This is a genomic window from Anoxybacteroides voinovskiense, assembly GCF_014196205.1.
GTDB lineage: Bacteria > Bacillota > Bacilli > Bacillales > Anoxybacillaceae > Anoxybacteroides > Anoxybacteroides voinovskiense.
The window spans coordinates 66630-80166 of record NZ_JACIDE010000002.1 but is presented as its reverse complement, the minus strand read 5'-3'; the positions used below and the strand labels follow the sequence as shown (position 1 = coordinate 80166).

11 protein-coding genes are annotated in these 13537 nt (G+C 46.8%); 2 read left to right on the top strand and 9 right to left on the bottom strand.

All coding sequences use genetic code 11. The annotated features are described in order from the left end of the window. Positions 1–187 precede the first annotated feature (187 nt). Positions 188–1900: an Rqc2 family fibronectin-binding protein gene (locus GGR02_RS01620; protein ID WP_183183017.1), complete on the top strand. Its 1713-nt coding sequence runs from the start codon at positions 188–190 to the stop codon at positions 1898–1900. Between the two features lie 86 nt (positions 1901–1986). Next, entirely contained in the window at positions 1987–2889 is a 903-nt protein-coding gene (locus GGR02_RS01615) for a hypothetical protein (RefSeq protein WP_183183016.1), read from the top strand. Between the two features lie 557 nt (positions 2890–3446). Here GGR02_RS01615 and GGR02_RS01610 read toward each other — a convergent pair. From GGR02_RS01610 to GGR02_RS01570, 9 genes are read right to left on the bottom strand one after another with little or no spacing between them, the layout of a single operon-like run. Then, entirely contained in the window at positions 3447–4010 is a 564-nt protein-coding gene (locus tag GGR02_RS01610) for a Uma2 family endonuclease (RefSeq protein WP_183183015.1), read from the bottom strand. A 51-nt stretch (positions 4011–4061) separates the two neighbouring features. Further along, positions 4062–4685 (bottom strand): orotate phosphoribosyltransferase, encoded by a 624-nt coding sequence (gene pyrE, locus GGR02_RS01605; RefSeq protein WP_183183014.1) that lies wholly within the window; start codon positions 4683–4685, stop codon positions 4062–4064. Positions 4686–4687: 2 nt separating this feature from the next. Further along, a complete protein-coding gene (gene pyrF, locus GGR02_RS01600) occupies positions 4688–5401 on the bottom strand; it encodes an orotidine-5'-phosphate decarboxylase (RefSeq protein WP_183183013.1) in 714 nt (237 codons plus the stop codon). Beyond that, positions 5373–6314: a dihydroorotate dehydrogenase gene (locus GGR02_RS01595; RefSeq protein ID WP_183183012.1), complete on the bottom strand. Its 942-nt coding sequence runs from the start codon at positions 6312–6314 to the stop codon at positions 5373–5375. The genes pyrF and GGR02_RS01595 overlap by 29 nt, the downstream gene beginning before the upstream one ends. After that, positions 6311–7075 carry a dihydroorotate dehydrogenase electron transfer subunit gene (locus tag GGR02_RS01590; protein ID WP_183183011.1) on the bottom strand — a complete coding sequence of 255 codons (765 nt, stop codon included), beginning with the start codon at positions 7073–7075 and terminating at the stop codon, positions 6311–6313. The genes GGR02_RS01595 and GGR02_RS01590 overlap by 4 nt, the downstream gene beginning before the upstream one ends. Then, positions 7072–10263 carry a carbamoyl-phosphate synthase large subunit gene (gene carB, locus GGR02_RS01585; protein ID WP_183183010.1) on the bottom strand — a complete coding sequence of 1064 codons (3192 nt, stop codon included), beginning with the start codon at positions 10261–10263 and terminating at the stop codon, positions 7072–7074. Before carB ends, GGR02_RS01590 begins: the two co-directional genes overlap by 4 nt. Beyond that, entirely contained in the window at positions 10256–11350 is a 1095-nt protein-coding gene (locus GGR02_RS01580; protein ID WP_183183009.1) for a carbamoyl phosphate synthase small subunit, read from the bottom strand. Before GGR02_RS01580 ends, carB begins: the two co-directional genes overlap by 8 nt. Then, positions 11347–12633 (bottom strand): dihydroorotase, encoded by a 1287-nt coding sequence (locus GGR02_RS01575; protein WP_183183008.1) that lies wholly within the window; start codon positions 12631–12633, stop codon positions 11347–11349. Before GGR02_RS01575 ends, GGR02_RS01580 begins: the two co-directional genes overlap by 4 nt. Then, positions 12599–13531 (bottom strand): aspartate carbamoyltransferase catalytic subunit, encoded by a 933-nt coding sequence (locus GGR02_RS01570; protein ID WP_183183007.1) that lies wholly within the window; start codon positions 13529–13531, stop codon positions 12599–12601. Before GGR02_RS01570 ends, GGR02_RS01575 begins: the two co-directional genes overlap by 35 nt. Positions 13532–13537: the final 6 nt, after the last annotated feature.

Here is a 13537-nt window from a genome sequence, read left to right as displayed (position 1 = left end):
CCCTCCTCTTTAAAAATCTTCAACCCTATAAGCTTAAGTGAAGCACCACATTTGCCCATAGGCGATGTGAAATGGTTTTAGACGGCGAATGAAAAACGTTTATCGCTCGTTTCTATGAAAGCTTATTCAGACATGTCCGAAAAAATGATATGGTATAATGAAAGAAAAAGGTAGAAAGGTGTTTTTTATGGCATTTGACGGAGTGTTTACATATGCAATGACAGAAGAGTTGAAAACAGCGCTCGAAGGCGGACGGATTACAAAAATTTATCAACCGTTTTCCCATGAGTTGTTATTACATATTCGTGCGCGCGGACAAAATTATAAGCTGTTGCTGTCAGCCCATCCGAGCTATGCACGCGTTCATTTGACGAACGAAACGTATGATAATCCTGCGGAGCCGCCGATGTTTTGCATGCTGTTGCGCAAACATTTGGAGGGAAGCATTATTGAATCGATTCAACAAGTCGATTTTGACCGTATCATCGTCATCGAGGCGAAAGGGCGAAACGAAATCGGCGATATATCCATAAAACAGCTCGTTGTGGAAATTATGGGACGCCATAGCAACATTATTCTTATCGATAAACAAACAAATACGATCATTGATAGCATTAAACATCTTTCCCCTGCCGTCAATCGTTATCGGACGGTGTTGCCTGGTTATGTATACGTTGCCCCACCGTCGCACGGAAAGGTGAACCCGCTCTTTTCCTCGGAAGAAACAGTGTTGAAAACGATTGATTTTCATGCAGGAAAACTAGCTGACCAACTCGTTGCTTCGTTTGCTGGCATTTCGCCGCTCTTTGCCAAAGAAGTCGTCTTTCGCGCAGGGTTAGCTAATCGGGCGACGTTGCCGAAAAGTTTTATTGCCGTCATCGAAGACGTGCGAAACAAAAAATTTACGCCGATCATTTATACAAATGGGCAAAAAGAAACGTTTTACGCGCTGCCGCTTTTGCATTTGCAGACCGAAGGAAAAACGTTTCGTACATTAAGCGAGCTACTTGACCGTTTTTATTTCGGAAAAGCCGAACGCGACCGTGTCAAACAGCAGGCGTACGATTTAGAGCGGTTTGTTGCCAATGAAAAAGCGAAAAATGAGAAAAAGCTATTGAAGTTAGAACAAACGTTAGAAGAAGCAAAGCAAGCAGAACAATATCGGCTATATGGAGAATTGTTAACCGCGAATCTTTATGCGGTTCAGCGGGGAATGAGCGAAATCGAAGTCGTCAACTATTACGATGAAAACGGTGCAACGGTCACGATTCCGCTTGATAAACAAAAATCGCCGTCGGAAAACGCGCAAAGCTATTTTCAAAAATACCAGAAAGCGAAAAATTCACTTGCGATTGTCCAAGAGCAAATTGAGCGCACAAAAGAAGAAATTGTGTATTTCGATACGCTATTACAGCAGCTTGAAACCGCAGCACCTAAAGACATTGATGACATTCGCGACGAATTAATCGAGCAAGGCTATTTGCGCGCGAAAGCAACAAAACAGAAAAAACAAAAGCCGCGCACGATTGAACTCGAGCGCTACATCTCAAGCGACGGAACAGAAATTTTCGTCGGCAAAAACAATAAACAAAACGACTACTTAACAAACAAATTCGCAAGCAAAGACGACATTTGGCTCCACACGAAAGACATCCCAGGCTCCCACGTCGTCATTCGCAGCAAAAACCCATCGGAACAAACGATCATCGAAGCTGCCCATTTAGCCGCTTACTTCAGCAAAGCGCGCCACTCCAGCTCCGTCCCGGTCGACTACACGCGCGTCCGCTACGTCAAAAAACCGAGCGGGGCAAAGCCTGGTTTCGTCATCTACGAAAACCAACAAACGATCTACGTCACGCCGGACGAGGAGTTGGTGGTGAGGATGAAAAAACCCGTCTAAGTAGGCGGGGTTTTTTCTAACAAATATTCCTGCTTCTTTTTGTCGAATGATGATATAATAGAAACGAAAAAAGGAGGTGAGAAAGAATGGAGCAGTTGTTGCAACGCATTTTCGATGAATTGGCCTTTTTGCGGACAAATATGGCAACGAAAGATGATATCGCCGCCATGGACAAGCGCATTAGTCACATTGAACAAACGATGGCGACGAAAGATGATATCGTCGCTGTAAACAAGCGAATCGAGCAGATTGAACAAACGATGGCAACAAAAGACGATATCGCTGCCATGGACAAGCGTATTAGCCACATTGAACAAACGATGGCGACAAAAGACGATATCACTGCCATGGACAAGCGCATTAGCCACATTGAACAAACGATGGCGACGAAAGACGATATCACTGCCATGGACAAGCGCATCGAACAAATCGAACAAACGATGGCGACGAAAGATGATATCGTCGCTGTAAACAAGCGAATCGAGCAGATTGAACAAACGATGGCAACAAAAGACGATATCGCCAGCATCGAACAGCGAATGGCTACCAAAGACGATATTGTCGCTGTAAGCAAACGAATCGAACACATTGAACACACAATGGCAACGAAAGAGGACGTTGTTGCGCTAAAAGAGGATATTCAATCGCTAGAAAGTCGTGTGAGCCACATCGAACAAACAATGGCAACGAAAGAGGATGTGGCTGCGCTAAAAGAGGATATTCGGGCTCTAGAAGGTCGCGTGAACCGCATCGAACAAACGATGGCAACGAAAGAAGATGTGGCAGACATTCCGTTTATTAAACAAGCGGTGATGGAAACGTTAGAAGCCATTAACGAAATCCCAGCAATGAAACAAACCCTCGCCGAAGCGCTACGAAAACTAGACGATGTCATCGCCAGCCAAGCGCGGCAAGAGCTCGTTCTCCAATCACTCGCATTTCGCTCACTAGAACAAGAAAATGAAATTCGCGCATTAAAAGCTAAATAATCTGTCCATGCAACAACAGTACTCCTCATCGCAATCATAAATCCATGAGAAGCATAAAAAAGATCCCCACTTCAACGAGTGAAAGGAGTAAGTGGGGGAGGAATGCGCTTTTTCTATACCCTTTACTTTTAAAACTAATTGAAATATAATAAAGAAAAAAGAGTACAATCAACATGAAATTCACATATATTTTATTTAGTGAGTTATGGTTATCATAGCTTATGGGTACAACCGTATAGACCGAAGTGGTCGGTCACCAGTTAGGCAAAAGTAATCCACCTAAAGCTTGGCGGCAGGGTGGATTACTATTTTTTTGAAGTCATTTTGTCAACGATAGTAATCACCAATGTGATGAGCAAGACCATAAACGTTGCCGTTTCTACGTCGAAATTGCTCTTCATGGTCACACCCCCTTTCTGTAGGGGATAGGGTGTGACCAACCACCCTGCCTATACGATTGCACCTAAAAAACATGATAACACAAAAGCCCTCCTAAGGGGAGGGCAATTTGGATAAATTTACTTATGAACAACCGCACGCACGGTTGCTTTTCGCCATTAATGGAATATTTCTTGCAAATCAACGCACAGGCTAGGAAAACAGACAGATTGAACCGTTCCTGTACTAACCTTAATATCTGCTTGTTCATAAAGCCCTTCTTCATTTAGTACATAGACAGTGACAGCTTGTTTCATCGGATTGACAATCCAATATTCTTTTACACCATATGCCATGTATAAATTAAACTTCGTTACTAAATCATGCGCTTGGTTCGACGGGCTTAATATTTCGACAATCAACGTCGGGACACCGACATATTTCGTTTCCGTAAATCCTTTTTCCTCACAAATAACGCTTAAATCAGGAATGACAACTTTTCGTTCCGGAAATTTTTCGTTCACTAACTCGATATCGGTCGGAGCCGCAAACACTTTGCATTGTTTTCCTTTGAAATACATCCCAAACTGTGTATGAAGATTGCTCGATACGAGCTGATGTTGAATGCTTGGTGAAGGTGTCATATAAACAACACCGTCAATATATTCTAATCGCTCATCACTATTTTGCCGCAAAGCAACGTATTGTTCATACGAAACGTTCGAAAAGCGAGGCAACGACATGTGCATCCCTCTTTTCTTTTCTTCCATTATACAACATGAGACGAATATAAGTCATTGCCCCCACGTTTCTGGCTCGTTTCGCCAAGCGCGCAATGTCGCAAGCTCTTGTTCGGTGACGACCCCGAGTTCCACAGCAGTTTCAATTAGCGTATCATAGTCGGTCAACGTGTAGACAGGAATGTGTTCTTCTTGAAATGCTTGTTTCCCTTTATCCAACCCATATGTAAAAATCGCAACGACCCCAAGCACCTCACAACCTGCTTCGCGCAACGCCCGCACAGCATTTAACGAACTCCCACCAGTCGAAATTAAATCTTCGACGACAACCACTTTTTGCCCTGCTTCGACTTTTCCTTCAATTTGTTTCCCTTTTCCGTGCCCTTTCGCTTGGCTGCGCACGTAACACATCGGCAAGTTGAGACAATCGCTCGTCCATGCCGCATGCGGAATGCCAGCAGTTGCGGTGCCAGCAATGGCTTCGACATTCGGGAAATGCGTGCGAATGAGTGAAACAAGCCCTTCGGCAATCGCACTTCGAACCGCCGGATACGCTAACGTCAGCCGATTATCACAATAAATTGGCGATTTTATCCCTGATGACCATGTAAACGGTGCGCTCGGACTTAATGATACCGCCCCGATTTGCAGTAGCTGGATAGCAATGTCTTTTCTCACGTTCATTCCTCCCTATTCCATTCCCGTTGTAGCCGCTCATACGCTGCATATGGATCAGACGCGCGCGTGATGCTTCTGCCAATGACGATAAAATTCGTCCCCAGCTTTCTTGCTTCAGCCGGGGTCACCACACGCACTTGATCTCCCTTCGCTTCATTGGCAAAGCGAATGCCTGGCGTTACCGTCACAAACGCTTCTCCTAGATGTTCGCGAATGAGCGGCACTTCTTTCGCCGAACAAACGACGCCATCAAGCCCGCTCTCTTTTGCAAGCGACGCATAATGCACCACCGTTTCTTCCATCGAGTGCGCAATCCAAAGCTCGGCGCGCAACATTTGTTCACTTGTACTTGTCAGTTGCGTCACCGCAATGCACATTGGCCGACGCACTCCGCTTGCCGTCCCTGCTTCTAATCCTTCTAGCGCTGCTTTCATCATTTGCGTTCCACCAGCCGCATGCACGTTCACTAAATCAACTCCTAGACGAGCGAGCCCTTTCATCGCCTGCTTCACCGTATTCGGAATATCGTGAAGCTTTAAGTCTAAAAAAATGCGGTGCCCTTGTGCTTTCAATTCTTCAATCATCGCTGGTCCTTCTTGGTAATATAGCTCCATACCGACTTTGACAAACAATGGCGTATCGGAAAACAGCCGCAAAAACTCGTTCACTTCTTGTTTCGATGAAAAATCAAGTGCCACAATGAACGGTTGGTTCACCTTTTTTCCAGCTCCTTCCCGTACACTCCGAAATATGGTCAAAGCCAAGCTCTTCAAGCAATGCCGGTAGCTCGGCAATGATATTTGGACAAACGAATGGATCGATGAAATTCGCGGTTCCGACCGCCACGGCGCTTGCGCCAGCATAGAAAAATTCAATCACATCTTCCGCTGATTGAATGCCGCCCATCCCGATGATCGGAATCGATACTGCCTGGCTCACTTCATAAATCATCCGAATCGCAATCGGTTTAATTGCTGGTCCTGATAATCCCCCAGTCCGATTCGCTAAAATTGGTTTTGCCGTTTTTACATCAATACGCATCCCAAGCAACGTATTAATCATCGTCAACCCGTCCGCTCCCGCCGCTTCAATTGCTTTCGCCATCTCGACGATGTTCGTCACATTCGGCGATAGCTTCACATACACGGGCACTTCTGACACTTCTTTCACGAGTTTCGTCAATTCAGCCGCTACTTCGGGAACTGTTCCAAACGCAATCCCACCTTTTTTCACATTTGGACAGGAAATGTTTAGCTCGAGCGCATGGACGTTTGGCGCTTGTGACATGCGCTTGGCGACTTCGACGTACTCTTCCATTGTCGAGCCAGCAATGTTCGCAATAATTGGTACATCGTATTGCGCCAACCACGGGAGTTCTTCTTCCAGCACTTTTTCCAAGCCGGGATTTTGCAGACCAATCGCGTTTAACATCCCGCTTGGGGTTTCCGCTACGCGTGGGGTCGGGTTGCCAAAGCGCGGTTCGAGCGTCGTTGCTTTAATCATAATTGCTCCAAGCATGCTTAAGTCATAAAAACGAGCATACTCCCGTCCAAACCCGAAACAACCGGATGCTGGCATAATCGGATTTTTTAACGAAAGCCCAGGCAACTGCACCGCTAATCGATTCATAACACGACCTCCCCTGCTTTAAATACCGGCCCATCGCTACACACTTTTTTGTACGCCGTTTCGCTGTTTGGCACGTGGCAAACGCAAGCAAAACAAGCGCCAACCCCGCAGCCCATCCGCTCTTCTAACGACAAATATACTTCTTTCTGGGGAAATTGTTGTTCTAACGCTTTTAACATCGGTTTTGGACCACACGCATACAATACATCGAAAGAAAGTGCTCGCTCATTGATAACATCCGTCACAAATCCTTTCGTTCCGTAAGAACCATCGACCGTCGCCACGTACGTTTCCCCATAAGTTAAAAACTTTTGCTCATAAAACACGACTTCTTTTGTTTGAAACCCTAGCACCATCGTTACCGACACTCCGTTGCTGGCTAATTGTTTCGCTAACTCGTACAGCGGGGGAACGCCGATACCTCCCCCGACAAGTAGCGCACGCTGCCCTGCTTTCGCCGCCTCTACCGGAAACCCGTTTCCGAGCGGACCGAGTACATCGATCGTTTCCCCCGGACACTTCTTCGCAAGAAGCGTTGTCCCCGCACCTTCCGCGCGGTAAATAATCGTGCATTCGCCCGCTTCTTTGTTGATATCGCAAAGGCTGAGCGGACGGCGCAGTAGCGGGGCATATTCTGCCACTTTCACATGAACGAATCGCCCTGGCTCGTTCATCGTTTGAACGAGCGAGCCGGATAAGGTTAGTTCATAAATTTGCTTAGCAAGTGGCTCGTGACGAACGATCGTCATTTGTTCTTTCATACGTACACCTTCTTTTCTGACATCGCCGTTGTTGAAAACGTCATCGACTCTATCACGAAAAGCATTGCTTTTGCCGTATCTAATGACGTTAAGCACGGAATTCCGTTTTCGACTGCTTCACGACGAATGCGGAACCCGTCGCTTTCCGGTTGCTTGCCTTTCGTTAGCGTATTAATAACAACTTGCGCTTTTCCTTGGCGAATAATATCTAAAATGTTCGGCGATTCGGAGTGAATTTTATTGACAACCGTCACTGGAATATTCGCAGCCCGTAATGTTTCTGCCGTTCCGTTCGTTGCTAGTAGCTGATAGCCAATTTCGTAAAAACGGCGAGCTAACTCGACTGCCTCTTCTTTATCTTTATCGGCAACCGTCAACAATACGGCACCGTGCGGACGAATGTGGATGCCAGATGCTACAAGTCCCTTATAGAGCGCTTTTTCAAACGTTTGGTCCTTCCCGATGACTTCGCCGGTCGATTTCATTTCTGGTCCTAGTGAAATATCGACGTTGCGCAATTTCGCAAACGAGAAAACCGGCGCTTTTACATACACCCCTTCGCTTTCCGGCTGTAATCCTGTAGAATACCCGAGTTCGTTTAGCGTTGCCCCTAAAATGACTTTCGTTGCAATATTCGCCATTGGCACATCTGTAATTTTGCTTAAAAACGGCACCGTTCGGCTTGAACGCGGGTTCACTTCCAATACGTACACTTCGTTTTTGTACATGACAAACTGAATGTTTAACAACCCAACAATGCGTAACCCTCTCGCTAACTTCACGGTGTACTCCACAATTTTTTGCTTGATGTCTTCCGTTAGCGTTTGCGGCGGATAGACCGCAATCGAGTCACCAGAATGAACGCCAGCCCGCTCAATGTGCTCCATAATGCCTGGAATGAATACGTCTTCCCCATCAGAAATCGCGTCTACTTCAATTTCTTTTCCGATTAAATAGCGATCGATTAATACCGGATGTTGTGGATTTACTTGAACGGCGTGCTCCATGTAGTGCAATAGTTCTTCTTCTTTATAGACAATTTCCATCGCGCGGCCACCGAGGACGTATGACGGGCGAACAAGCACCGGATAGCCGATTTCTTCGGCAATACACACTGCTTCTTGCACCGAAAATGCCGTTTTTCCTTTCGGCTGTGGAATGCCTAGTTGCGCAAGCGTTCGTTCAAATTTATCGCGATTTTCTGCACGGTCTAAATCTTCGAGCGATGTGCCAAGAATGCGAACCCCGCGCGCTGCCAGTTCCGCTGCTAAATTAATCGCCGTCTGACCGCCAAATTGCACGATAACGCCAATTGGCTGTTCTAAATCAATGACGTGCATCACGTCTTCGATCGTTAACGGCTCAAAGTAAAGCTTGTCAGAAATACTAAAGTCGGTCGATACCGTTTCAGGATTGTTATTAATAATAATTGCTTCATATCCTGCTTCTTTAATCGCCCACACCGAATGGACCGTCGCATAGTCAAACTCAATGCCTTGTCCGATGCGAATCGGTCCAGACCCGAGCACGACGACGCTCTCGCGCGGTGTAACAACAGACTCGTTCTCCTCTTCATACGTGCTGTAATAATACGGCGTTTCCGATTCAAATTCTGCCGCACACGTATCGACCATTTTGTAAACAGGGACGATGCCGGCTTGTTTGCGCATCGCGTATACGTCACGTTCGCTCATATTCCAACATCTCGCAATCGCTACGTCAGAAAAGCCTAGTTGTTTCGCCTTTCGCAACACGTCGATGTCGCCAACATGCTCACGCACAACCGCTTCATATTGGACGATGCGGTCGATTTTCGTTAAAAAGAAGCGGTCGATTTTGCTCCATTCGTGAATTTGCTCGATCGACACTCCGCGGCGAAGTGCTTCGGCAATGTAAAACAACCGCTCATCGCCTGCTTTCCGAATGCGCTTTTCGATTACTTCGTCAGTGACGTCACCTTTGATGTCTAAATGATAAAGGTTCGTTTCTAGTGAGCGCACCGCTTTCAATAACGATTCTTCCAACGTCCGCCCGACGGCCATTACTTCGCCCGTCGCTTTCATTTGCGTACCGAGATGACGGTTGGCGGATTCAAATTTATCAAACGGAAAGCGCGGAATTTTTGTTACGACATAGTCAAGCGCTGGTTCAAAACACGCATACGTTTTTCCGGTAACAGGGTTAATCATTTCATCAAGCGTCAGCCCAACCGCGATTTTTGCCGCAAGCTTCGCAATCGGATACCCCGTCGCCTTTGACGCAAGCGCGGAAGAACGGCTAACGCGTGGATTCACTTCAATAACATAGTAATGAAAACTATGTGGATCGAGTGCAAGCTGGACGTTACAGCCACCTTCAATGCCAAGCGCACGAATAATGCGCAACGATGCATTGCGCAACAATTGATATTCGCGATCGCTTAACGTTTGGCTTGGCGCTACGACGATAGAGTCGCCTGTATGAATGCCGACAGGATCAATATTTTCCATGTTACATACAACAATCGCATTGTCTTTCGAGTCGCGCATCACTTCATATTCAATTTCTTTATAGCCTGCAATGCTTTTTTCCAACAAACATTGATGGACAGGGCTCATTTTCAACCCGCTTGACACAATCTCGACTAGTTCTTCTTCGTTCGTGCAAATGCCGCCGCCTGTTCCACCGAGCGTAAACGCTGGACGAACGATGACCGGATAGCCAATTTTCTCCACAAATGAAACCGCTTCTTCTAAGCTATGGATAATTTCACTTTCCGGGACTGGCTCGCCTAACTCGTTCATCAAGGCGCGGAACAATTCACGGTCTTCTGCTTGTTCAATCGCTTCTAGTTTCGTCCCAAGAATTTCTACCCCGCACTCGTCCAAAACACCTGCTTTTGCTAATTCGACCGCTAAGTTTAAGCCCGTCTGGCCGCCGAGCGTCGGCAAAATCGCATCTGGGCGCTCTTTACGAATAATGCGGGAAACAAACTCTAATGTCAGCGGCTCCATATATACTTTATCCGCGATTTCCGTATCAGTCATAATCGTCGCTGGGTTTGAGTTGACGAGAATGACTTTATATCCTTCTTCTTTTAGCGCCAGACACGCTTGCGTTCCGGCGTAGTCAAATTCCGCTGCTTGCCCGATGACAATCGGGCCAGACCCGATGACGAGAATCGTTTCAATATCTTGACGTTTAGGCATGGACGACCTCTCCTTCTTTTTTGAACTGTTCAATCATCGCCATAAACTCATCAAATAAATCGTTCGCATCTTCCGGTCCTGGCGAAGCTTCCGGATGGTATTGCACCGTAAACGCAGGGAAATCGAGATGGCGAAGCCCTTCAATCGTTCCGTCGTTCAACGCAACGTGCGTCATTTCTAAGCGAGTATTTCGCAATGATTCTATCGTCACTGTATAGCCATGATTTTGCGATGTAATTGCTACTTTCCCCGTCGCAATATGCTTCACTGGATGGTTGGAACCGCGATGGCCAAATTTCATTTTTTCTGTATCCGCCCCGCAAGCGAGCGCAAACAACTGATGACCAAGACAAATGCCAAAGAGTGGAACGCGTCCAACAATTCCTTGAATCATTTCAATCGCTTCCGGTACATCTTTCGGATCTCCTGGTCCGTTCGATAACATGACACCGTCTGGATGCAATCGCAATACCTCTTGAGCAGTTGCATTGTACGGGAGAACGATGACATCGCAGTTTCGTTTATTTAATTCGCGCAAAATGCCGTGCTTCATGCCAAAATCGATTAAAACGACCCGATGGCCGCGACCTGGGCTTGGATAGGCACTTTTCGTCGACACTCGCTTTACTTGATCATGCGGCAACTCTGTTTTTCGCAAATACGCAACTGCCTCCGTGACATCAACGTCCATATCGCAAATCATTCCTTTTAATGTCCCGTATTGGCGAATAATGCGCGTCAATTTACGCGTATCGATACCTGCTAACCCAGGGATGTTTTTTTCTTTGAAATATGCATCAAGCGTCCGTTCACTTCGCCAGTTGGAAGGGACATCACACATTTCTTTGACAATCAATCCGTGAATGGATGGTTCAATGGATTCAAAGTCGTCGCGATTAATGCCGTAGTTACCGATGAGCGGATACGTCATCGTCACAATTTGCCCACAATACGATGGATCGGATAAAATTTCTTGATAGCCGGTCATTCCTGTATTAAAGACGACTTCTCCTACCGTTTGTTCCGTACTTCCGAACGCTTCTCCGACAAAAAATGTCCCGTCTTCTAAAATGAGTTGTCGCTTCATTGTTCTCTTCCTTTCTCCCAAACAATTTTCCCGTTCACCATCGTCATCGTTGGCCACCCTTTGCATGTCCAGCCGACAAACGGTGTATTTTTTCCTTTCGATACAAACGTAGCCGGATCAATCGTTTGTTCCGTCTGTACATCAATGACCGTAATATCTGCTTTCGCACCAACGGCTAATTTTCCTTTCTCTAATCGAAACGCTTCTGCCGGTTTTTTTGTGAACCAGTCAATAAGTTGTTTCAGCGTCCAACGGTTTGTTTCGACAAAGTGCGTATAAAGAAGCGGGAATGCCGTTTCTAGCCCGACGATGCCAAACGGAGCGAGTTCCATTCCTTCTTGCTTTTCTGCTTCTGTATGCGGTGCATGATCGGTCGCGATAAAATCAATCGTCCCGTCTAGTAGCCCTTCCATGAGCGCTTCACGGTCTTCTTTGCTTCTTAGCGGCGGGTTCATTTTAAAGTTCGCATCAAGCCCTGGGATATCTTCATCGCAAAGAAGAAGATGGTGCGGCGTCACTTCTGCCGTGACGCGAATGCCCGCCCGTTTCGCTTCACGCACGATTCGAACCGATTCTTTCGTGCTAATATGACAGACGTGATAATGACATCCCGTTGCTTCCGCTAACAGCACATCGCGGGCGATGTGAACGGATTCCGCTACCGATGGAATCCCTGAAAGACCGTGCTTTTTCGCGAACACTCCGTCATGAACGCAGCCTTTATACGTAAGCGATTCCTCTTCGCAATGAGCAACAATCGCCATGTCAAGTGCAGCCGCTTGCTTCATCGCTTCATACATCATGCGCGCGCTCTGTACGCCAACCCCATCATCGGTAAAGGCAAATGCTCCTGCTTCTTTTAATGCCGCAAAATCGGTCTGCTCTTTTCCGAGCTGGCGAAGCGTAATCGACGCATACGGAAGGACGTTGATGTAGGCCGTTTCGCGAATGCGATTAACGAGCCATTCCATTTGTGTTTTCGTATCTGGCACAGGGCGGGTATTTGGCATCGCCGCCACCGTTGTAAATCCACCTTTTGCTGCTGCGAGCGTCCCTGTCGCAATCGTTTCTTTATGTTCTCCCCCAGGCTCGCGCAAATGCACATGCAAATCAATCAATCCTGGAGCAATAAGCTGACCATCGACATCAATTAGGTCATCCCCAGCTGCTGCAGCAATGGTTGGCGCGATTTCAGCAATAACTTCTCCTACAATTTTCACTTCTGTCACTACCAATTCCCCTGCTTCGTTAAGCGAGCGACCATTTTTTAAAATAATAGCCATTGTTCATTCCCCTTTCTTCGGCTTGAAGCGCCCGTTTTAATACCGCCATGCGCACGTATACACCGTTTTCCATCTGTTTAAAAATACGTGAGCGTTCACACTCGACTAAACTGCTCGCAATCTCAACGTCGCGATTAACTGGCGCTGGGTGCAAAATGATGCTCGTTGGTTTCATCAGCTGTTCTCTTGCGACCGTTAATCCGTACTGTTCATGGTATTGCGCTTTCGTCAGCCCCATTTTTTCCCCGTGCCGTTCGTGTTGAATGCGAAGGAGCATGACGACGTCTGCTTCGCGAACAGCGGTATTTAAGTCGACATACGTTCCATATGGGTTAGCCTCATCCTCCCACTGCTTCGGACTAGAAAACAACACTGTCGCACCGAGCCTTGTTAATACTTCCGCGTTTGAGCGAGCCACTCGACTATGGCGAATATCGCCGACGATGGCAACCGTCAACCCACGAAACGTGCCGAACTCTTGTCGAATCGTCAGTAAATCTAACAATGACTGGGTCGGATGGTGGCCGCAACCGTCACCGGCGTTAATAATCGGAATGCCAACCGAATGACGAAGCGGTTCAAAATAACGATCTTCTGGATGGCGAACGACAACCGCTTGTACCCCGATTGACTCAAGCGTGCGAATCGTATCATAGAGCGTTTCTCCTTTTTGCACGCTTGACGTTTCCACATCAAACGGGATGACGTGCAGCCCTAGCTTTCTTTCCGCTATTTCAAAACTACATTTCGTCCGCGTGCTCGGTTCGAAAAATAAGTTTGCGACAAATGTCGGCGTTTGTACGTGCCAGTGCGACCCGCGCGCAAATTGTTCCGCTTCATCTAACAATGCGACAATCTCTTCTAACGATAACTCGGTTAACGTTAACAAATGGTTCATCGTTCG